The following is a 20,889-nucleotide window of genomic DNA, read 5'->3' on the forward strand; positions in this document are numbered from 1 at the left end:
CCCGGGTACCACTCCCGGCACCCCCCGGGTGCTGCGCGCCATGAACGACCGCACCGCGCTCGATCTGCTGCTGACGCACGGCCCGCTGTCCCGCACCACTCTGGGGAAGCTGACCGGCCTCTCCAAGCCCACCGCCTCCCAGCTGCTGACCCGGCTGGAATCCGCCGGGCTGGTGGTCGCCACCGGGACCACCGAGGGACGGCCGGGCCCCAGCGCCCAGCTGTACGCGGTGAACGAGCGCGCCGGCTTCGCCGCGGGCCTCGATGTCACCACCCTCTCCGTCCGCGCCGCCGTCGCCGACCTCACCGGGGCCACCATCGGGGAGTTCGAGCTGCCGACCTCCGGCCCGCGCGCCGAGAGCGCCGTACGGCAGGTCACCGAGGCCCTCGACGGAGCGGTCAAGGCCGCCGGAATCACCCGCGACGAGATCAACCGGCTGGTCATCGGCACCCCCGGCGCGTTCGACCCCTCCACCGGACGGCTGCGGTACGCCTCGCACCTGCCGGGCTGGCACTCCGCCACCCTGCTGGACGAGCTGGCCGCGGCGCTGCCGATGCCGGTGGAGTACGAGAACGACGTCAACCTCGTGGCCGTCGCCGAGCAGCGCCTGGGCGCGGCGCGCGGCCTGGAGAACTTCGTCCTGCTGTGGAACGAGGAGGGCCTCGGCGCGGCCCTGGTGATAGGGGGCCGTCTCCACCGCGGCTTCACCGGCGGCGCGGGCGAGGTCGGCTTCCTGCCGGTCCCCGGCACCCCTCTCGTACGGCAGGTCACCCAGGCCAACAGCGGCGGCTTCCAGGAGCTGGCCGGCGCACAGGTGCTGCCCAGGCTCGCCCGCGGGCTGGGGGTGACGGACATCGGCGAGGGCCGCTACACGGAGGTCGCGCCCGCGCTGGTGGCCACCGCGGCCGAGGCGGACTCGGGGCCGTACCGGGAATTCCTCGACCGGTACGCCACCGTCCTGGCCACCGGTCTGGCCTCCATGGTCGCCGTGCTCGACCCGGAGCTGGTGGTCCTCTCCGGCGAGGCCATCGTCGCGGGCGGCGAGCCGCTGCGCGCCCGGGTCCAGGCCGAGCTGGGCGAGCTGGCCGCTCCCCGGCCGAGGCTGGTCCTCGGCTCCGTACGCGAACACCCGGTGCTGCGGGGGGCGCTGGAGAGCGCTCTCGCCGCCACCCGGAACGAAGTCTTCGACACCTACCGCTGACCACTCCCCCTCCCCCCAGCCCCCGTCCCCACCCCTCCCCGCCTCCCCCAGAGCTTTTTTCCTCAAGCACGACAGGCACTTCCTTCCCGTCCTCTCGACCCCGCCACAGGGAGACACCGCCATGTCCATACGCACCAGGAAATCCGCCGCCGCACTCGCCGCCACCGCCGCAGTCTCCCTCTTCGCCTCGGCCTGTACCGGGTCGTCGGAGAGCGCGGCCACGGACGACCCCAAGGCGAAGACCACGCTCACCCTCTGGCACGGCTGGTCGGCCCCGAGCGAGGTGAAGGCCATGAAGGACAATGTCGACCGCTTCATGGCCCGCCACCAGAACATCAAGGTCGAGATCGTCGGCAATATGACCGACGACAAGATCAACCAGGCGCTGCGGGCCGGCGGGTCCAAGGCCCCGGACGTCGTCTCCTCCTTCTCCACCACCAGCGTCGGCAAATTCTGCGCCACGGGCGCGTTCACCGATCTCAACCCGTTTCTGAAGAAGTCGGACCTCGACCCGAAGGCGATCTTCCACAAGCCGCTCCTCGACTACACGCAGTTCGAGGGCAACCAGTGCGCGCTGCCGCTGCTGAGCGACGCCTACGGCCTCTACTACAACAAGGACGCTTTCAAGAAGGCCGGGATCGACGCCCCGCCGAAGACCTGGAGCGAGTTCGACAAGGTCGCCGAGAAGCTGACGAAGACCAAGGGCGACAGCTACGAGCAGCTCGGCTTCATGCCGAACTACCACGGCTACGAGACGACCATCTCGCACTATGTCCCGCAGTGGTCCCCGACCTACTTCGACGCCGAGGGCAAGTCCAATGTCGCCAAGGACCCCGCGTTCCGCGACATGATCACCTATCAGAAGAAGCTCGTCGACAAGCTGGGCGGATTCGCCAAGCTGAAGAAGTACCGGAACACCTTCGGCGACGAGTGGGGCGCGAAGCACCCCTTCCACACCGGCCAGGTCGCCATGCAGCTCGACGGCGAATGGCGGCTCGGCATGGCGAAGGACTCCGGGGTGAAGTTCGAGATCGGCACCGCCCCCCTGCCCGTGCCCGACGACCAGGTCGCCGACTACGGCAAGGGCTATCTCTCCGGCACGATCATGGGTATCGCCTCCACCAGCAAGAAGCAGAACGCCGCGTGGGAGCTGGTGAAGTACATGACCACCGACACCGACGCGGTGGTGGCCTTCTCCAACGGAATCCGCAATGTGCCCTCCACCATCGAGGCGCTGAAGTCGCCCGACCTCAAGCACGCGCCGGAGTTCAAGACCTTCATCGACATCGCGCAGCACCCCAAGTCCAACACCAGCCCGGCCAATGTCGACGGCGGGGCCTACCATCTGACCCTTCAGGACGTGGGTCTGCGCTACGAGTCGGGACAGCTGAAGGATCTGCAGGCCGGTCTGGACAAGGCCGCGCGGCAGATCGACACCGACATCGCCAAGCTGAAGTAGCGAAACCGAACTCGATGACCGCCAACACCCTGCGTTCGAAGCGCCGCCGGTCGGCGCTTCGGACCGCGGCCTTCCTCTCGCCCTGGCTGATCGGCTTCGGTTTCTTCTTCGCCTATCCGCTGCTGTCGACCGTCTACTTCTCCTTCATGAAGTACGACGGTTTCCGTCCGCCGGTCTTCAACGGTCTGGACAACTGGACCTATGTCTTCAGCGACTATCCGATGTTCTGGCCCGCGCTGCGCAACACGCTGTGGCTGGTGCTGGTCATGGTCACCCTCCGGGTGGTCTTCGGCCTCGGCGTCGGACTGCTGATCACCAAGATCAAGACGGGTGCCGGAGTCTTCCGCACCCTCTTCTACCTGCCCTATCTCGCCCCGCCGGTGGCCGCGACGCTGGCCTTCGTCTTCCTTCTCAACCCCGGTACCGGACCGGTGAACTCGGGCCTGGAGGCGCTCGGCCTCGCACCGCCCAGCTGGTTCACCGACCCCGACTGGTCCAAGCCCGCCCTCACCCTGCTGGCGCTCTGGGGCGTCGGCGATCTGATGGTGATCTTCATGGCGGCGCTGCTCGACGTGCCGAAGGAGCAGTACGAGGCCGCCGAGCTCGACGGGGCCTCCGCCTGGCAGAAATTCCGTTTCGTCACCCTGCCGAACATCTCCCCCATCGTGCTCTTCGCCGTGGTCACCGGAGTGATCGCGACCATGCAGTACTACACCCAGCCCCTGGTCGCGGCGAAGGTCGCGTCCGGCAATATGGGCGGCAGCGGGCAGCTGTTCGAGCCGGGCTATCCGGAGAAGTCCACGCTGACCCTTCCGCAGATCGTCTACAGCGCCGGATTCCAGCGTTTCGACTACGGCACGGCGGCCGTCGTCGCCCTGGTTCTGTTCGCGCTCGCCATGGCCTTCACCGCACTTCTGATGCGGCGGCGCGGCGGCCTCATTCAGATGGGTGACTGAGCCATGACCCAGATCCTCGACCGGACTCCCGCCGTCCAGGAATCCGCCCCCCTCACCCCGGCCGCGCGCACCGCCCGCCGCAAGGCGGTGCTGCACTGGATAGCGGTGCACTCGCTGGGAGTGGCCGCCGCGCTCTTCTTCGTCCTGCCCTTCGTCTTCGTGGTGCTGACCTCGCTGATGAGCAATCAGCAGACGCTCACCCGCGATCTCATCCCGACGACCTGGGAGTGGGGCAACTACGGCAAGGTGCTCGACACCCCGGGCTTTCTCACCTGGTGGCGCAACACCCTGCTCTACGCGGTCCTGGGGACCACGCTGACCGTCCTCTCCTCGATCCCGGTGGCCTACGCGCTCGCCAAATTCCGATTCCGCGGCCGGCGGTTGACGATGATGCTGGTGATCTCGATGATGATGCTGCCTCCCCAGGTGATCATCGTCCCGATGTATCTGTTCTGGGCGAAGCAGCTCGACCTCACCGGCACGCTCTGGCCCCTGATCATTCCGATGGCGTTCGGCGACGCCTTCGCCATCTTCCTGCTGCGGCAGTTCCTGCTCACCATCCCCAACGAATACATCGACGCGGCGAAGGTGGACGGCTGCGGCGAAGTGCGCACCCTGCTCAAGGTCGTCCTCCCGATGGCCAAGCCGGGCATCGCGGCCGTGGCGCTGTTCCAGTTCTTCTACGCCTGGAACGACTACTTCGGCCCACAGATCTACGCCTCCGAGAACCCGGCGGCGTGGACGCTCAGTTACGGCCTGGAGTCCTTCAAGGGCGCGCACCACACCGACTGGAATCTGACCATGGCCGCGACCGTTCTGGTCATGGCCCCCGTGATCCTCGTCTTCTTCTTCGCCCAGAAGGCGTTCGTCGAGGGAATCACACTGACCGGAGTGAAGGGCTGATAAACGAAATGAAGCTCTCAGTCGTGGGTGGCGGGTCCACCTATACCCCTGAGCTGATCGACGGCTTCGCCAGGCTGAGGGACACGCTCCCGATCAGCGAGCTGGTGCTCATCGACCCGGCCGCCGACCGGCTGGAGCTGATCGGCGGCCTGGCCCGGCGGATCTTCGCCAAGCAGGGCCACAACGGAACCATCACCACCACGTCCGACGTGGACGCGGGCGTCGCCGACGCCGACGCCGTCCTGCTCCAGCTGCGGGTCGGCGGCCAGGCCGCCAGGCTCCAGGACGAGACCTGGCCGCTGGAGTGCGGCTGCGTCGGCCAGGAGACGACGGGCGCGGGCGGCCTCGCCAAGGCCCTGCGCACCGTGCCGGTCGTCCTCGACATCGCCGAACGGGTCCGGCGCACCAACCCCAACGCCTGGATCATCGACTTCACCAACCCGGTGGGCATCGTGACCCGGGCGCTGCTCCAGGCCGGCCACAAGGCCGTCGGGCTGTGCAATGTGGCCATCGGCTTCCAGCGCAGATTCGCCGCGCTCCTCGATGTGGCCCCCTCCGAGGTCCATCTCGACCATGTCGGGCTCAACCATCTGACCTGGGAGACCGGGGTGCGCGTCGGCGGCCCCGAGGGCGAGGACCGGCTGCCCGCCCTGCTCGCCGAGCACGGCTCGCCGATCGCGGAGAGCCTCTCCCTGCCGCTCCCGCTGATCGAGCGGCTCGGTGTGGTCCCCTCGTACTATCTGCGCTACTTCTACGCGCACGACGAGGTCGTGCGCGAGCTGCGCACCAAGCCCTCGCGGGCCTCCGAGGTGGCGGCGATGGAGCGGCAGCTGCTGGAGATGTACGGGGACCCCGCCCTGGACTCCAAGCCGGAGCTGCTGGCGAAGCGGGGCGGGGCCTTCTACTCGGAGGCCGCGGTGGATCTCGCCGCCTCGCTGCTGGGCGGCGGGGGCAGCCCGTACCAGGTCGTCAACACCCTCAACAACGGCACGCTCCCCTTCCTCCCCGACGACGCCGTCATCGAGACCCAGGCCTCGGTGGACGCCCGGGGCGCCGCGCCGCTGGCCGTGGCCCCGGTCGATCCGCTGTACGCGGGGCTGATCGCCCATGTCACGGCGTACGAGGACCTGGCGCTCGACGCGGCGCTGCGGGGCGGGCGCGACCGGGTCTTCCGGGCGCTGCTCTCGCACCCGCTGATCGGGCAGTACGAGTACGCCGAGGCGCTCACCGACCGGCTCGTCGCTCACAACCGGGAGCACCTCGCGTGGGCGTGACCGCTTCCGTTCTCGCGATCGACGCGGGCAACAGCAAGACCGACGTGGCCGTTGTCGGCCCCGACGGATCGGTCCTCGCGTCCGCGCGGGGGCACCACGGCTTCTCGCCGCCGAAGGCCGGCATCGAGCGCGCCGTCGACCTGCTCGCCGGCACCGTCGGCGAGGCGCTGGAGCGGGCCCGGGCCCGGGGCGCGTCCACCGACGCGATCGAGCATGTGTCGGCCTGTCTCGCCAACGCCGATCTGCCGGTGGAGGAGGTGGAGCTGAGCGCCGCCCTGCACGCGCGGGGATGGGGGCGTACGACCCAGGTGCGCAACGACACCTTCGCCATCCTGCGGGCCGGGGTCGACGAGCCCCGGGGGGTGGCGGTGGTGTGCGGCGCCGGCATCAACTGCGTGGGGATGCTGCCGGACGGCCGGACCGCGCGCTATCCGGCGATCGGCAAGATCTCCGGGGACTGGGGCGGCGGACAGGGCCTCGCCGAGGAGGCCCTCTGGTTCGCGGCGCGCGCCGAGGACGGCCGGGGCGAGCCGACGGCCCTGGCCCGTACGCTCCCCGAGCACTTCGGTCTGGACTCCATGTACGCGCTGATCGAGGCGCTGCACCGGGGGGTCATCCCGTACGGGCGCACCCATGAGCTGACCCCGGTCCTCTTCACGACCAGCGCGGCGGGCGACCCGGTGGCCCGTCATCTGGTGCGCCGGCTCGCACGGGAGGTGGTCGTGATGTCCACCGTGGTGCTGGAGCGGCTCGGTCTCATCGGCCAGGAGGCCACGGTCGTGCTGGGCGGCGGGGTTCTGGCGGCCCGCCATCCCGAACTGGACGCCCACATGGCCGCGATGATGGCGGAGAAGGCCCCCAAGGCCGCGCTCTCCGTGTTGACGGCCCCGCCCGTGCTGGGAGCCGCGCTTCTCGGCCTCGACCACACCGGGGCCCCGCCCGGGGCCCGCGCCCGGCTGCGGGCCCACTACGCGGGCTGATGCCACTGTCCCGTCCGGGTGCCCTTCCCCCTCCGCCCCGGACGGGACAGTTCCCCCCTTCCCTCCCTCTGCCGCGCCCGCTGGACGGCCGGGCGGCGGAGGGAACCGATCAGGCGTCCGAAGCGTATTCAGCGGGGGGAGACGACAGCCGACTTGACCGTTCCAGCCACAAGATCCAGTCAATCCCGCTGTGCTTGTCGGTCATCGCGGCCATACTGACTGGCCAAGGGGGCTTCCCTCTGACCCGCCGGGCGGCGGGCCGCCGTCAGCGACCGAGGGGGAGGTCATATGACACACCCGCCGCAGGTGCGCTCCGCACCGCATCCGGCCCCGGGGCCCGCCCCCGCGCCCGCACGGCCTTCCGGCGGCCCCGTCGCCGAGGCCGGCTCGCGGCTGCGCGCCGCCGCGACGACCGAGCCCGGCAGGCTCCGGCTCATCGGCGCGGTGCTGGCGGCGCTGGTGGTCGCGTTCGGCGCGGTCACCGCCCTGGAGGTCTCCGACCGGGCCGCCGCCGCCGAGGACGTGGTGAGCGGCAGCCAGCCGCTGAGCGCCGACGCCGCTTCGGTCTACCGCTCGCTGGCCGACGCGGACACCGCCGCCTCCAGCGGCTTCCTCGCCGGGGCCGTCAAGGAGCCCGCCAGTGTCCGCGAGCGGTACGAGAAGGACATCGCCCTCGCCTCCGATCTGCTGATCAAGGCCGCGACGAACACGGAGGGCTCCAGCGAGTCCGGGCGTCAGATCGCCACGCTCAACCAGGAGTTGCCGGTCTACACCGGCCGGATCGAGGCGGCCCGCTCCCTCAACCGCCAGGGGCTCCCGCTCGGCGGCGCGTATCTGCGCTTCGCCAACGAGCAGATGACCAAGGTGCTGCTGCCCGCCGCGCAGAAGCTCTACGACGCCGAGACCGCCCGGCTCCACCAGGACGACGAGGAGGCGAGCCGCTGGCCGGTCCTCTCGGTCGCCGTGGGCCTGGCGGCACTCGGCGCGCTGCTCTGGGCCCAGCGCCGCACCTATCTGCGGACCAACCGGGTGTTCAACCACGGACTGCTCGCGACCACCGCCGCCACCACCGCCGCACTGCTCTGGCTGACGGTCGGACACACCCTGGCCAGAGACGGTCTCACCGAGGCCAGGGAGCACGGACAGCGCTCCCTGGAGGTCCTCAACGACTCCCGCATCAGCTCGCTCAAGGCCCGCGCCAATGAGAACCTCGTCCTCGTCGCGCGGGGCGCGGTCCTCACCGACGACGGCAGGAGCGACAAGTACGAGAAGGAGTACGGCGCGGGAATGGCCGAGCTGGGCAAGGGGCTCGACCGGGCCGGGCGGCTCGCCGACGACGACGGGGCCCGCGCGCTCGTGGCCGCCGCCGGGGCGGGCGTCCGCGAGTGGCGGGACCGCCACCAAGAGGTCAGCACCACCGACCGGGCCGGGAACTACGAGGGCGCGGTGCGGAAGGTGATCGGCGCAAAGGGCTCCACCGGGGAGTCGTTCGACACCGTGGACAGGGCGCTGGAGAAGGCCCTCGCCCACGAGCAGGGCGAGTTCACCCGGGCCGCGCGGGAGGGGCGCGACGCGCTGGGCGGTCTGCCCGCCGGGGCGGCGGTGCTCGGGCTGCTCGGCGCGGTGGGAGCGGTCCTCGGGATCAACCGCAGACTGTCGGAGTACCGGTGAGAGGGGGAGAGATGACGGACACCACCACCGCCACGGGCACCACCACCGCCACGGGCGGCTCCGCGGCCGGGCCCGGCGCGCGGGAGCGTTTCCCGGACCGGCTCCGGGACCGGCTCGGCCGCCGGGTCAGCCTCCGGGGCTGGGGCGGGGTCGGGGGCATGGCCGCCGTCTGCGCGCTGACCGCCGTCACCCTGCTGCCGCTCTCCCGGGGCGCGGGCAACGCCGTCACCGGCGGCGGAACCGGCTCCGTCCAGAGCGCCACGGTCGCCGCCCCCGCGGCGGCCGGGGAGGCCTGCACCGCGCCGGAGACCTCGCTGCCCCCCTCCACCGCCGGCGGACCGAACATCGCGGAGATCGAGAAGCGCGGCAAGCTCATCGTCGGCGTGGACCAGAACAGCTACCGCTGGGGCTACCGCGACCCGGTCTCCGACGACCTCAAGGGCTTCGACATCGATCTCGCCCGCGCCATCGCCGAGAACATCCTCGGCAGCCGGGACGCCGTCATCTTCCGCGCGATCCCCACCAACCAGCGCATCCCCGCGCTCAACAGCGACACCGTGGACCTGGTCGTCCGCACCATGACGATCAACTGCGCCCGGGCCGAGCAGGTCGCCTTCTCCACCGCGTACTTCGAGGTCGGACAGCAGGTGCTCGCCTCCAAGGGCTCGGACATCACCGGGTACGACACCTCGCTGAAGGGCAAGCGGGTCTGCTCGGCCGAGGGCTCCACCGCCTACGAGGCCCTGGAGAAGAACGCCTTCGGCGCGGTCTTCAAGGACGCGCACGACGGCGGCCCCGCCGACGAGGACATCCTCACCGTGCCCAACCAGCTCGACTGCCTGGTGCGGCTCCAGGAGGGCCTCGCCGACGCGGTCGTCACGGACAACGCGCTCGCCGCCGGACAGGCGGCCCAGGACCCGGCGGTCGAGCTCAAGGGCAGGCGCTTCACCAGCGAGTACTACGGCGTGGCCGCCAAACTCGGCAAGGACGACCTGGTGCGCCGGGTCAACCATGTGCTGGAGGAGTACCGCGAGGTCGCCTGGAAGAAGGCGTACCGGCACTGGCTCGCCGACGATCTGCCGGGCATATCGGGGCCGCCGGCCCCCAAGTACCGCCAGCCCTGACCAACGAAAGAGGTGATCGATGGGCGTCGCGGGAGCGGCCTCCGGCTCCGGCGGGCAGGCCCCCGGGCCGACCATGGACCGGGACGAGGTGGACCGGGCGCTGACGCGCCTCGACGCCGAGCACGAGGCCATCGAGTCCTCGCTGCTCGCCCTCCAGGACCACGCCGGCCGAAGGCTCCTCGAAGGGGCCGAGCTGACCGGTGTCACCAAGGACCGCTGGGCCACCGCCGAGCAGGCGATAACCCTGCTCTGGAGCTGCTTCGACGCCTACACCGCCGCCCTCACCGGCATCCGTGAGCTGCGATCGCGCCGCCGCTGGCCGGGCCGCGAGGACCTCGCCGAGCTGACCGAGCGGCTGCGCGGCCCCGGGGTGACCCTGGCGAACCCCGCCGCGCCCCCGGCCGGCGCGCCCGCCCGGCTCGCCGAGCGGTTCACCCTGGAGGGCCTGGTCGAGCGGATGAACGAGCTGTACGCGAGCTCCCTCGACATGGTGGTCACGGCGGACGCGGTGTGGTCCGCGCTGCCCGCCCGGATCGATCTGCTCTCCGCCGAACTCCAGCGCACCCGCTCGCTCGCCCACTCGGTGGGCGTGCGCCCGGGCGAACACCCCTCCGGGGACGAGCTGGAGGAGATCACCCACGAGCTGTCCACGCTGCGTGTCCAGGTGATCTCCGACCCGCTCGCCTTCTGGCGTCCCGCGCCGGGCAGTTCGGCCCCCGGCGGCGGACGGCCCGACACCGACCGCTACGACCGGGCCGCCCGGGCCCTGGAGGACGTACGCCGGGAGATCGAGGCCGTCCTCGGGGTCCGCCAGGACTCCGAGGAGCGGCTGATGCGGCTGCGCGACGTCCTCTCCCGCGCCGACCGCACCCTGGCCGAGGCCCGGGTGGCGCGCGGCGAGGTGCTGGCGAAGATCGCCGCCACCGAGGTGCCCGCCGTCAGCGGTCCGCCCACCGCCCTTCAGGAGCGGCTCTCCATCGCCGCCGAGTACCGCAGGCACTCGCGGTGGCACCGGCTCTCCCCGCTGCTGGAGTCCCTGGAGCGGGAGGCCGAGGACGAGCTGCTGCGGGCCAGGGAGTCGCTGACCGCGGTGACCGCCCCGCTCGCCGTACGGGCCGAGCTGCGCGGCAGACTGGACGCGTACAAGGCGAAGATGGCCCGGCTCGGCCATGCGGAGGACCCGCTGCTGATCGAGCGTTACGACCTGGCCCGCCGCACCCTGTGGAGCGCCCCGTGCGATCTGCGGGTGGCCGAGCAGGCGGTGCTGCGCTATCAGCGGGCCGCCGCCGAGGCGCTGGCCCCGAGGGAGCCGGGGCAGGCCCGGACCGAAGACCGCAGGGGGGACGCGTGAGCGAGGACCAGAGCTGCCGGCGGCCCGGCTGCGAGGGCGGCTACGAGGACATGGGCGGCGGCGAGCTGTACTGCGACACCTGCGGCCTCGCCCCGGTCGCCGCGAACGGAGCGGCCGGCTCCGGCCGGATCGGCGGCAGTGGCGGATCCGGCGCGCTCGGCAGCGCCCGTACCTCGCTCGCCTCCTCCCGGGCCTCCTCGCGCTCCTCCACCTCGCGCCGGTCGGTGTCGGGGCGGCTCTCGCGCGCCACCGCCGGATCGGCCTCCTCCGGCCGGTCGGTCTCGGTGCGCAGCTCCGGCTCGTCCACCGGCGTCTCGGGCCGCAACCGGCTGGGCGCGGGCCTGGTCACCGTGCCCGAGGTCCCGCGCCCCGACCCGCGCTCGGCGGTGATGGAGAACCCGGAGGTGCCCGAGCGGAAGCGGTTCTGCTCGCGCTCCGAGTGCGGTGCTCCGGTGGGGCGTTCGCGCGGGGAGAGCACCGGGCGCACGGAGGGCTTCTGCACCTCGTGCGGCCATCCGTACTCCTTCGTGCCCAAGCTCACCGGCGGCGACGTCGTGCACGGCCAGTACGAGGTGGCGGGCTGTCTGGCCCACGGCGGGCTGGGCTGGGTCTATCTGGCGGTGGACCGCGCCGTCTCCGACCGCTGGGTGGTGCTCAAGGGTCTGCTGGACACGGGCGACCAGGACGCGATGGCGGCGGCGATATCCGAGCGCCGCTTCCTCGCCGAGATCGAGCACTCCAACATCGTGCGCATCTACAACTTCGTCGAACACCTCGACCAGCGCACCGGCTCGCTCGACGGCTACATCGTCATGGAGTACGTGGGCGGCAAATCGCTCAAGGAGCTGGCGAACGACCGCCGGGACGCCTCCGGGCGGCGGGATCCGCTGCCGGTGGAGCAGGCCTGCGCGTACGGCATCGAGGCGCTGGAGGCGCTGGGGCATCTGCACAGCCGCAATCTGCTCTACTGCGACTTCAAGGTCGACAACGCCATCCAGCAGCAGGACCAGCTCAAGCTGATAGACATGGGCGCGGTCCGGCGGATGGACGACGAGGAGTCCGCCATCTACGGGACGGTCGGCTACCAGGCCCCGGAGGTCGGCGACACCGGCCCCTCGGTCGCCTCCGACCTCTACACCGTGGCCCGCACGCTGGCCGTGCTGACCTTCGACTTCCAGGGCTACACCAATGTCTTCGTCGACTCGCTGCCCGATCCGGAGCATGTGCCGGTCTTCCGCACCTACGAGTCCTTCTACCGGCTGCTGGTGCGCGCCACGGACCCCGACCCGGCCCGGCGGTTCTCCTCCGCGCAGGAGATGGCGGAGCAGCTGACGGGGGTGCTCAGGGAGGTGGTCTCCCTCCAGACGGGCCGTCCCCGCCCCTCGCTGTCCACGCTCTTCGGCCCCGAGCTGCGGGTCACCGACGCGGAGTTGTTCGCCGAACCGGCCGCCGAGGCCTCGGTGCTCGGCGCGCGTCCCGTCGGCGCGCGGCGGGGCGGCCGGAAGGCCCTCGGCCCCGGAGCGCCCGCCGCCGGGGCGGCCCGGCTCGCCCCGCACCTCGCCGCCCTCGACAGCCGCGCCGTCTCGCTCGCCCTGCCCGTCCCCCGGGTCGACCCGGGCGACGCCAACGCCGGTTTCCTCGCCGGGCTGCCCGCCCCCGCCCCCGCCGAGCTGATCGCGGCCCTCGCCGCCGGCCCCCCACCGTCCACCGAGACCCGGCTGCGCGAGCTGCGCGCCCGGCTGGAGCTGGGCGAGAGCGCCGCCGCGGACGCCGTGCTGGAGGCGCTGGAGAACGGGCGCTCGGACGACTGGCGGGTGGTCTGGTACCGGGGCCTGGCGGCCCTGGTCACCGGGGACGACGAGGCGGCGGCGCTCTCCTTCGACGCGATCTACGACGCGTTCCCCGGCGAGCCCGCGCCCAAGCTGGCGCTGGGGGTGTGCGCCGAGGTGCTCGGCCAGCTGGACAACGCGGCGGAGTACTACCGGCTGGTGTGGACGACCGACCCCAGCTATGTCAGCGCCGCGTTCGGACTGGCCCGGGTGCAACTCGCGGCCGGGGACCGGGCCGGAGCCGTACGCACCCTGGAGTCGGTGCCGGAGGCCTCGATCCACTACACGGCCGCGCGGGTCGCCGCCGTGCGGGCCCGGCTGCGCCGACGGGCCGCCCAGGAACCGCTGTTGAACGATCTGCTCGCCGCGGCGGCGCAGGTGGAGGCGCTGGAGGAGTTCGGCCTGGACGCGGTGCGCCGGGAGAGGCTGTCCACCGAGGTACTCGGCACGGCCCTGGACTGGGTACTCTCCGGTAGTCCCGGAGTTCAGCCGTCCGTACCGGCTCCGTCGGGCGCGCCCCGGCCCGGCGGCACCGTCGCCGCCGCCCCCGTCGCGCTGCTCGGCAGTGAGTTGGACGAACGCGGTCTGCGCTTCGGACTGGAACGCTCCTACCGGGTGCTCGCCCGGCTCGCCCAGCGGGGCGAGGAGCGGATGGAACTGGTGGAGCGTGCCAACCGCTTCCGCCCCCGGACGTGGGTGTGATTGATGTCGCCGCAGATGCACCGGCCGGCCGCCGGCTCGTTGTGCCCCGCTTGCACGGAGCCGCTGGAGGAGGACGACCGCTTCTGCGGCGCGTGCGGACAGGAGTTGTCGGCGCTCTCGCCGCCGTCCGGCGGTGACCGGCCGACGCTCGCCGTCTCCGTGCCGCCCGAGTGGCGGACCGGGCCGGGTGCGGAGGCCTCCTCCGCACCGGCCGAGCCGCCCGCGCCCGTTCACGCTCCCGCGCCCGCGCCCGCGCCTTCGGCTTCGGGGGACTTCGAACTGCCCCCGCCGCAGACGCCGCTGCCCGTCCCCGACCCGCGGATCGCGCCGCCCGCCGCGCCGCCGGCAGCCGTACCGCCGGCCGTGCCGCCGGCCGTACCCCCGGCCGCCGCCAAGGTGTGCGTGGCCTGCCGCTCGGGCCATGTCGACCCCGACGGCTACTGCGAGAACTGCGGCCACGCCCAGCCCCGGGAGCGCGACCACATGGAGCGGGAGCTGGGCCCGGTCGCCGCCGTCAGCGACCGGGGCCTGCGCCACCATCGCAACGAGGACGCGTTCGCGATCTCCACCACCGCGCTGCCCGACGGCTCCCCGGCCGTGGTCGCGGTCGTCTGCGACGGGGTCTCCTCGGCCACCCGGCCCGACGAGGCGTCACTCGCCGCCGCGGGGGCCGCCAATGAGCTGCTGCTGACGGCGCTGCCGCACGGGGTCCACCCGGAGCAGGCCATGCGGGAGGCGATCGTGGCCGCCGCGACCGCCGTCAACGCCCTGGCCGGACAGCCGCCCGCCGGCGAGCCGTCGGAGCACGGCCACGGCTCGCACCACCAGCTGAACGCGCCCGCCTGCACGATCGTCGCGGCGATCTCCGCCGGCGGTCTGCTGATCGTCGGCTGGGTCGGCGACAGCCGTGTCTACTGGGTGCCCGACGACCGCGAGGGCCCCGCCGCCCGGCTCACCGAGGACGACTCCTGGGCCGCGCAGATGGTGGCCGCCGGCCTGATGAGCGAACGCGAGGCGTACGCGGACGAGCGCGCCCACGCCATCACCGGCTGGCTGGGGGCCGACGCGTACGAACTGGAACCGCACACCGCCGCCTTCAAACCGGACCGCTCCGGGGTGGTGGTGGTCTGCACCGACGGTCTGTGGAACTACGCGGAGGGCCCCGACGAGATGGCCCGCGCGATCCCGGCGGACGCCGCCGAACGGCCCCTGCACAGCGCCCAGGTGCTGGTCGGCCACGCACTCGACGGCGGGGGCCACGACAACGTAACCGTGGCGGTGCTGCCGTTCGCGGTGGCGCGGCCGGGGGCAGGATCGGGCCACGACCGCCGGGCCTGATGAAAGCGACCGGGCGCCCGTGACGGGGGAGGCGTCCGCGACGGGTCGTGAGATCTCCCGGGTGGAGCCCTCAAGGAGTCCAGCAGATGGCCAATTTCTCCAAGTCCCAGGTGCCCGCGTTCTCGGTCGACGTGTACCAGAACGAGTATCTGCCCGAGGGCGGTCGCGAGGTGAACGCGATCGTGACCGTGACCTCCACGGGCGGCGGCACCACCGGTGGCGCTCCGCTGCGGGGGGTGTCGGCGTCTCCCGCCGGGATCCCCTCGTCCTCCCCCGGCGCGGCCGTGGTGATCATGGTGGACTGCTCCGGTTCCATGGACTACCCGCCGACCAAGATGCGCAACGCCCGGGACGCCACGGCCGCCGCGATCGACACCCTGCGCGACGGCGTGGAGTTCGCCGTGGTCGCCGGTACGCACAAGGCCTCCGACATCTATCCCGGCGGCGAGCGGCTGGCGATCGCCGACCGGCACACCCGCGCCCAGGCGAAGGAGGCCCTGCGGAAACTCACCGCGGGCGGCGGCACCGCGATCGGCACCTGGCTCGGGCTCGCGGACCGGCTGCTCGCCTCCTCGGCCGGGGACATCCGGCACGGCATCCTGCTGACCGACGGGCGCAATGAGCACGAGTCCCCCGAGGCGCTGCGCTCCGCGCTGACCGCCGTGGCGGGCCGGTTCACCTGCGACGCCCGGGGCGTGGGCACCGACTGGGAGGTGAAGGAGGTCACCGGGATCGCCGCCGCGCTGCTGGGGACCGCCGACATCGTCGCCGATCCCGCGCATCTGGCCGCCGACTTCACGGCCATGATGGAGAACGCGATGGGCAAGGAGGTCGCCGATGTCGCGCTGCGGCTGTGGACGCCCGTCGGGGTGGAGATCATGTTCGTCAAGCAGGTGGCCCCCACCGTCGCCGAGCTGACCGGGCGGCGGACCGAGGCGGGCCCCCGGGCCGGGGACTATCCGACCGGCTCCTGGGGCGACGAGTCCCGCGACTATCACGTGTGCGTGCGGGTGCCCCTGGCGAACATCGGCCAGGAGATGCTGGCGGCCCGCGCCTCGCTGATCATTCCGGCCCCCGGCGGCGGGGCCCCCGAGGTGCTCTCCCAGGGGCTCATCCGGGCGGTGTGGACGGATGACATGGCCGCCTCCACCTCGATCAACCCGCAGGTGGCGCACTACACGGGCCAGGCAGAACTCGCACAAGTCATCCAACAGGGGCTGGATGCCCGCAAAATGGGTGATTACGATGGAGCGACGGCGAAACTGGGCCGCGCCGTGCAGCTGGCGCAGGTCTCCGGGAACGAGGGCACCGCGAAACTGCTTTCGAAGGTGGTGGACGTGGTCGACGCGGCGACAGGTACTGTGCGACTGAAGGCCAAGGTCGCGGAGGCCGATGAGATGACGCTCGAAACCCGGTCCGTGAGAACGGTCCGGGTGAAGAAGTAGTCGTTCTCCGCCGCGACCGAGGCCGTTCGAGCATCGTCGTACGAGAGACGTACGACAGAGGTGACGGCCCCCGGGCCGGACGAGGAGAGGGGGAAGCGCCGACATGCCGACCTGCCCCAACGGACACCAGTCGGGTTCCGACGACTGGTGCGAGGTCTGTGGCCACCGCATGGCCGGTCCCGGCGCTCCCACCGGAGCCGCCCCGCCGCCGCCCGCGCCCTCGTACGGCTACCCGGGCCCGGCGGGCGATCCGCACGCCACCGCGCACGCGGAGCTCTGCCCGCAGTGCCGCACCCCGCGCGAGGCCATGGCCCCGTTCTGCGAGGAGTGCCGGTACAACTTCCTGACGCACACGGCGACCTCGTACACCCCGATCGCCCCCGCGCCGCAGGCCCCGTCCCCCGGGCTGAATCTGCCCTCGGGCTTCACCAACCAGCCGCCCCCGCCGCCGGCCGGCCCGCACGGGCACCCGGGACACCCCGGGCCCGGCCGGCAGGGCCACGATCCGTTCGACTACCAGGGCTCCCGGCCCTCGCAGCTGAACCGGCCCGCCGAGTCGCTCGGCGACGGCCCGGGGCAGCGGCGGCCGTTCCCGCAGGGACCGCCCTCGCCGTTCCCGCAGGGCCCCGGCCAGGCAGGCGGCCCCGGTCCCGGCCCCGGTCCCGGTCCTGGTCCCGGTCCTGGTCCCGGCCCCGGTCCCGGCACCGGCCGGCCGCCGGGTCCCCCGCAGGGCTTCCACCAGCACCCCGCACCGCCACCGCAGCAGCAGCACCAGCACCAGCCGCAGCAGCCGGCCGCGGCGGACGACTGGATGCTCTCCCCGCCGTCCCAGGACCGGCCCTCCTTCCCGCAGGCCGGGCAGGACTCCCCCTTCCCCCAGGGCCCCGGACAGCACCAATCCGTCTCCGCGCCCGGACAGCACCAGTCGCCGCCGTCCTACCAGTCGCCCGAGGGCTGGTCGGCCGTCATCGCGCCCGACCGCGAGTACTTCCTGGCGATGATGCAGCGCAGCGGCCCCGACGCCAGCGGCCTCAACCTGCCCGCGTACTCCCCCGAGCAGCACCTCCAGCTCGACGGCACCCAGATCACCATCGGCCGCCGCCGCCAGTCGACCGGCGAGTCGCCCGACATCGATCTGTCCGTGCCCCCGGAGGACCCGGGCGTCTCGCACAAGCACGCCGTGCTGGTGCGGCAGCCCGACGGATCCTGGGCGGTCGTCGACCAGAACTCCACCAACGGCACCACGCTCAACGGCGCGGAGGAGCCGATACAGCCCTATGTCCCGGTGCCGCTGAGCGACGGCGACCGGGTCCATGTCGGAGCCTGGACGACCATCACCGTCCGCCGGGGCTGACCGCGCGGGCGGGGTCACCCGTCCCGCGCGCCGAGGGGCCAGACGTACGGCCCCTCGGGATCGTCCAGCCAGGCCCACTGGCGTCCGCCGACGACGGTGACCCCGAAGCGGTCCCGGAGCGGACGGCGCTCGCGCTCCCAGAGCGAGAGCGCCTCGCGCGGGTCGAGGCTCCGCCCGGTCAGCGACAGCATGAACCGGAAGAGATCGTTCTCTAGTACTCGGCGAGGCAGCGCGCCCGGCCGGCGCTCCGGCGCGGGGCCACTGCCCCGCAGCGGCACGAAGTACGCCGAGGTCCGCAGGAAGCGCCCCTCGGCGATCCGCCCGTGGCGGCCGTCGTCCCGGACCCGGAGCGCGATCAGCCCGGTCGACAGCGGAGCGAGGATCCGGGCGTCCGGGCGGCACTGCGCCGCCCAGTCGTACGGGATGAACGGCAGCGTGCAGGTCGCGATGATCCGGTCGAAGGGGGCCCGCTCCGGGCAGCCGCGCGCCCCGTCGCCGGTGACCACGGCCGGCCGGTAGCCGGCGGCGGCCAGATGCGCCCGCGCCGACTCGGTGATCTCCGGCTCCATGTCGACGGTGGTGATCCGCTCCTCGCCGAGCCGGTGGCAGAGCAGCGCCGCGTTGTACCCGGTGCCCGCGCCGATCTCCAGCACGGCGTCCCCGTACCGCACCTGGAGCGCCTGAAGCATCCGGGCCATCAGCGAGGGCTGGCTGCTGGAGGAGATCAGCTCCCCGTCGCGGATCCTGGTCGCCAGCGGCCCGTCGTAGTAGGCCCCGCGCAGCCAGCGCTCCCGCCGCACCGGATCGGGGTCCTCGCACCAGAGCCGCTCATGGCCGCCGGGCCCGCCGGTGAAGTAGTACGGGACGAACAGATGCCGGGGCACCTCCTCGAACGCCGCCCGCCAGGCCGGATCGGTCAGCGCGCCCCCGGCCGCGATCAGGCGCACCATCGCCCGGCGGGCCTCGGCCGCGGGCTCGGCGTACCGCTCCAGGTACGTGCCCATGCCTCCACTGTGGCACCCCGCAGGGGCCCGCGAGGGGCGGGGGCCGGTGGTCCTAGGCCATCGGTCCTCCGCCGGGGCGTCTGAGACGATGGAGGAGTGACTGAGATTCCGCGCGGCACCGTCCAGGAGCAGACCTTCTACGAGCAGGTCGGCGGCGAGGAGACCTTCCGCCGTCTGGTTCACCGCTTCTACCAGGGCGTCGCCGGGGACCCGCTGCTGCGGCCGATGTACCCGGAGGAGGATCTCGGCCCCGCCGAGGACCGATTCGCCACCTTCCTGATGCAGTACTGGGGCGGCCCGCGCATCTACAGCGAGGCCCGGGGCCACCCCCGGCTGCGGATGCGGCACGCGCCGTTCGCGGTCGACCGGGCGGCGCACGACGCCTGGCTGAAGCACATGCGGGACGCCGTGGACGAGCTGGAGCTGGCCCCGGAGCACGAGCGGCAGCTGTGGGACTACCTGGTCTACGCCGCCGCGTCCATGGTGAACACGGCGGGCTAGGCCTGTCGGCCGCGGTGGCTAGGCTGATGTCGTTCTGCACTTCACCGTAGGAACGACCGGGGGGATGTCCATGCCTCTTTTCCACCGGAAGCCGGAAACCGCGCGCCGGGTGCCCGGACGCGACGGTTCGCGGGCGGGCACCGGCGTGGAGGCCGTGGTGGGCGCGCACCGGATTCCTGAGGCCTTCCGTGCCCTCAGCTCGCTGCCCGCACTCCACTACGCCGATCACTTCACCCTGAACACGGAGACCGCCGCCACGCCGGAGCGATGGGCCCGGGCCATGTTCGGCGACCTCCCCAGCCCTGCCGAGCGGTTCATCTGGCGCGGTCTGCTGGGTCTCCGGCTCAGCCGGGGCCGGTCGCCGGACACCGTCGCGGGCTGGCGCATCGCCGCGCGCGGCGAGGACTGGATCCGGCTCGCGGCCGTCTCCCCGCTGCTGGCCGGCGAGCTGATCGTGCGGTCACCCCGGGGCCAGGTGTCGCTGAGCACCTTTCTGCACTACCGCAGCGGCTTCGGCCGCACGATATGGACCCCGCTGTCCGCCGTCCACCGGCGGCTGACCCCGGGACTGCTGCGCGACGCCGAGGCTCACGTCTTGAAGACACTCCCTGGCTAGGACCTGCCGTTGAGCTTCCCGGCGAAGCGGGCCGGGTCGAAGAGCGAGATGGGGTGGGGGGTGCCGCCCTCCAGCGCGAGATCGGCCAGGATCTCGCCGACCACGGGGACGAATTTGAAGCCGTGTCCGGAGAATCCGCAGGCCACGGTGACGGCGTCGGGGTGCCCCGGGTGCCGGGCGATCACGAAGTGTTCGTCGGGGGTGGTGGAGTACATGCAGGTCACCCCCTTGATGAAGGTCCCGGGCAGGGTGGGCAGCCGGGGGCCGAGATAGTCGGCGATCGCCCGTACCTCGTGGTCGTGGACGGTCCGGTCGATGGTCTCCGGGGTGCAGACCCCGCCGTCGCGGAAGAAGGCGACCTTCGCGCCCCGGTCCGGCCCGTCGATCGCGGGAAAGCCGTAGACCTGGATTCCCTCACGGTCCTCCCACACATAGACGGGGTGCCGCTCGGGGCGGTACGGGCCGGTGCCGCCCCGGGGCTGGAACCAGTACATGATCTTCCGCTCGACGGTGATCGGCACCCCCACGTCGGCGAGCAGCCCGGGGGCCCAGGCCCCCGGGCAGATGATCAGGCGGCTCGCGGTGTAGACGTCCTCGTGGGTGTGGACACGGACGCCTTCGCGGTACGGCTCCCAGCGGGTGACCGGCTCCTCATAGTGGAGGCTCGCGCCGTGGCGGGTGGCGAGCTGGAGGTGGGCGGCGACGGTGTTCTCGGGGCGCAGCAGCCCGGCCCGTGCCTCGTAGAGGGCTACTTCGTCGTCGGCGGGGGTCAGCGTCGGGAAGCGGCGGCGGAGCTGCTCCGCGTCGAGCATCTCGTGGGGCAGGTCCCACTGTTCGGCGGAGCGCCGTGCTCCGGCGACGGTACGGCTGTCGGGGCGGCCGATCATCAGTCCGCCGCAGAGGGTGGCGATGTCGCGCCCGGTCTCGCGCTCCAGCTCCTCGTACAGCTCGTAGGCGCGGAGCAGGAGGGGGACGTAGGCGGGGTCCTCGAAGTAGGACTGGCGGGTGATGCGGGAGCCGCCGTGGCTGGAGCCCCTGTTGTGCACCGGGCCGAACTTCTCCAGGCCGAGGACCTTGACGCCCCGGGCGGCGAGATGGGCCGCCGCGGCGCTGCCCATGCCGCCGAGTCCGAGGACGATCACGTCGTACGCGGGTGCCATGGGGTTTCCCTTCACCGTGCC

At 72.5% G+C, this 20,889-nt stretch carries 17 protein-coding genes; 15 read left to right on the plus strand and 2 right to left on the minus strand.

Annotation, left to right across the window (positions count from 1 at the left end; genetic code table 11):
* Positions 1–40 precede the first annotated feature (40 nt).
* The 13 genes from ABD371_RS06205 (at position 41) to ABD371_RS06265 (ending at position 17,587) form a co-directional block, all read left to right on the plus strand.
* A complete protein-coding gene (locus ABD371_RS06205; protein ID WP_344474093.1) occupies positions 41–1,201 on the plus strand; it encodes an ROK family transcriptional regulator in 1,161 nt (386 codons plus the stop codon).
* Between the two features lie 121 nt (positions 1,202–1,322).
* On the plus strand, positions 1,323–2,660 hold the full coding sequence (locus ABD371_RS06210) for an ABC transporter substrate-binding protein (protein ID WP_344473590.1): 1,338 nt from the start codon (positions 1,323–1,325) through the stop codon (positions 2,658–2,660).
* Between the two features lie 14 nt (positions 2,661–2,674).
* The gene (locus tag ABD371_RS06215) at positions 2,675–3,616 is read left to right on the plus strand and encodes a carbohydrate ABC transporter permease (protein ID WP_344473593.1); all 942 of its coding nucleotides are present in this window, start codon (positions 2,675–2,677) and stop codon (positions 3,614–3,616) included.
* A 3-nt stretch (positions 3,617–3,619) separates the two neighbouring features.
* Positions 3,620–4,519: a carbohydrate ABC transporter permease gene (locus ABD371_RS06220; RefSeq protein WP_344473595.1), complete on the plus strand. Its 900-nt coding sequence runs from the start codon at positions 3,620–3,622 to the stop codon at positions 4,517–4,519.
* An 8-nt stretch (positions 4,520–4,527) separates the two neighbouring features.
* On the plus strand, positions 4,528–5,793 hold the full coding sequence (locus ABD371_RS06225) for a 6-phospho-beta-glucosidase (RefSeq protein ID WP_344473598.1): 1,266 nt from the start codon (positions 4,528–4,530) through the stop codon (positions 5,791–5,793).
* Positions 5,784–6,773 carry an N-acetylglucosamine kinase gene (locus ABD371_RS06230; RefSeq protein WP_344473601.1) on the plus strand — a complete coding sequence of 330 codons (990 nt, stop codon included), beginning with the start codon at positions 5,784–5,786 and terminating at the stop codon, positions 6,771–6,773. Before ABD371_RS06225 ends, ABD371_RS06230 begins: the two co-directional genes overlap by 10 nt.
* A 288-nt stretch (positions 6,774–7,061) precedes the next feature.
* Entirely contained in the window at positions 7,062–8,444 is a 1,383-nt protein-coding gene (locus ABD371_RS06235; RefSeq protein WP_344473604.1) for a hypothetical protein, read from the plus strand.
* A gap of 11 nt (positions 8,445–8,455) precedes the next feature.
* Positions 8,456–9,568, plus strand: a complete 1,113-nt coding sequence (locus tag ABD371_RS06240) for a glutamate ABC transporter substrate-binding protein (RefSeq protein ID WP_344473607.1) — start codon at positions 8,456–8,458, stop codon at positions 9,566–9,568.
* Between the two features lie 19 nt (positions 9,569–9,587).
* Positions 9,588–10,919 (plus strand): hypothetical protein, encoded by a 1,332-nt coding sequence (locus ABD371_RS06245; protein WP_344473610.1) that lies wholly within the window; start codon positions 9,588–9,590, stop codon positions 10,917–10,919.
* A 50-nt stretch (positions 10,920–10,969) separates the two neighbouring features.
* A complete protein-coding gene (locus ABD371_RS06250; protein ID WP_344474095.1) occupies positions 10,970–13,450 on the plus strand; it encodes a serine/threonine-protein kinase in 2,481 nt (826 codons plus the stop codon).
* Positions 13,451–13,453: 3 nt separating this feature from the next.
* Positions 13,454–14,788, plus strand: a complete 1,335-nt coding sequence (locus ABD371_RS06255) for a protein phosphatase 2C domain-containing protein (RefSeq protein ID WP_344473613.1) — start codon at positions 13,454–13,456, stop codon at positions 14,786–14,788.
* 86 nt (positions 14,789–14,874) lie between these two features.
* A complete protein-coding gene (locus ABD371_RS06260; RefSeq protein ID WP_344473616.1) occupies positions 14,875–16,233 on the plus strand; it encodes a vWA domain-containing protein in 1,359 nt (452 codons plus the stop codon).
* 103 nt (positions 16,234–16,336) lie between these two features.
* Positions 16,337–17,587: an FHA domain-containing protein gene (locus ABD371_RS06265; protein ID WP_344473618.1), complete on the plus strand. Its 1,251-nt coding sequence runs from the start codon at positions 16,337–16,339 to the stop codon at positions 17,585–17,587.
* Between the two features lie 14 nt (positions 17,588–17,601).
* Here the strand turns inward: ABD371_RS06265 and ABD371_RS06270 are convergent, their stop codons facing one another.
* On the minus strand, positions 17,602–18,591 hold the full coding sequence (locus ABD371_RS06270; RefSeq protein ID WP_344473620.1) for a methyltransferase domain-containing protein: 990 nt from the start codon (positions 18,589–18,591) through the stop codon (positions 17,602–17,604).
* Between the two features lie 96 nt (positions 18,592–18,687).
* Between ABD371_RS06270 and ABD371_RS06275 the strand changes: the two genes are divergently transcribed.
* Together ABD371_RS06275 and ABD371_RS06280 are read left to right on the plus strand one after the other, a co-directional pair.
* Positions 18,688–19,092, plus strand: a complete 405-nt coding sequence (locus ABD371_RS06275) for a globin (protein WP_190122612.1) — start codon at positions 18,688–18,690, stop codon at positions 19,090–19,092.
* 64 nt (positions 19,093–19,156) lie between these two features.
* The gene (locus tag ABD371_RS06280) at positions 19,157–19,708 is read left to right on the plus strand and encodes a hypothetical protein (RefSeq protein WP_344473622.1); all 552 of its coding nucleotides are present in this window, start codon (positions 19,157–19,159) and stop codon (positions 19,706–19,708) included.
* On the opposite strand, the gene solA is transcribed toward ABD371_RS06280, so the two are convergent.
* Complete coding sequence (solA, locus tag ABD371_RS06285) at positions 19,705–20,868, minus strand: N-methyl-L-tryptophan oxidase (RefSeq protein WP_344473623.1); 1,164 nt, start codon at positions 20,866–20,868, stop codon at positions 19,705–19,707. The genes ABD371_RS06280 and solA overlap by 4 nt on opposite strands.
* Positions 20,869–20,889 lie beyond the last annotated feature (21 nt).

The organism is Streptomyces amakusaensis, from assembly GCF_039532665.1.
Classification (GTDB): domain Bacteria; phylum Actinomycetota; class Actinomycetes; order Streptomycetales; family Streptomycetaceae; genus Streptomyces; species Streptomyces amakusaensis.

Bases quoted from the DNA above. Each gene is read 5' to 3' on its own strand.
- ABD371_RS06205 (WP_344474093.1), top strand. From the start codon at position 41: ATGAACGACCGCACCGCGCTCGATCTGCTGCTGACGCACGGCCCGCTG.
- ABD371_RS06210 (WP_344473590.1), top strand. From the start codon at position 1,323: ATGTCCATACGCACCAGGAAATCCGCCGCCGCACTCGCCGCCACCGCC.
- ABD371_RS06215 (WP_344473593.1), top strand. From the start codon at position 2,675: ATGACCGCCAACACCCTGCGTTCGAAGCGCCGCCGGTCGGCGCTTCGG.
- ABD371_RS06220 (WP_344473595.1), top strand. From the start codon at position 3,620: ATGACCCAGATCCTCGACCGGACTCCCGCCGTCCAGGAATCCGCCCCC.
- ABD371_RS06225 (WP_344473598.1), top strand. From the start codon at position 4,528: ATGAAGCTCTCAGTCGTGGGTGGCGGGTCCACCTATACCCCTGAGCTG.
- ABD371_RS06235 (WP_344473604.1), top strand. From the start codon at position 7,062: ATGACACACCCGCCGCAGGTGCGCTCCGCACCGCATCCGGCCCCGGGG.
- ABD371_RS06240 (WP_344473607.1), top strand. From the start codon at position 8,456: ATGACGGACACCACCACCGCCACGGGCACCACCACCGCCACGGGCGGC.
- ABD371_RS06245 (WP_344473610.1), top strand. From the start codon at position 9,588: ATGGGCGTCGCGGGAGCGGCCTCCGGCTCCGGCGGGCAGGCCCCCGGG.
- ABD371_RS06250 (WP_344474095.1), top strand. From the start codon at position 10,970: ATGGGCGGCGGCGAGCTGTACTGCGACACCTGCGGCCTCGCCCCGGTC.
- ABD371_RS06255 (WP_344473613.1), top strand. From the start codon at position 13,454: ATGTCGCCGCAGATGCACCGGCCGGCCGCCGGCTCGTTGTGCCCCGCT.
- ABD371_RS06260 (WP_344473616.1), top strand. From the start codon at position 14,875: ATGGCCAATTTCTCCAAGTCCCAGGTGCCCGCGTTCTCGGTCGACGTG.
- ABD371_RS06265 (WP_344473618.1), top strand. From the start codon at position 16,337: ATGCCGACCTGCCCCAACGGACACCAGTCGGGTTCCGACGACTGGTGC.
- ABD371_RS06270 (WP_344473620.1), bottom strand. From the start codon at position 18,591: ATGGGCACGTACCTGGAGCGGTACGCCGAGCCCGCGGCCGAGGCCCGC.
- ABD371_RS06280 (WP_344473622.1), top strand. From the start codon at position 19,157: ATGTCCATGCCTCTTTTCCACCGGAAGCCGGAAACCGCGCGCCGGGTG.
- solA (WP_344473623.1), bottom strand. From the start codon at position 20,868: ATGGCACCCGCGTACGACGTGATCGTCCTCGGACTCGGCGGCATGGGC.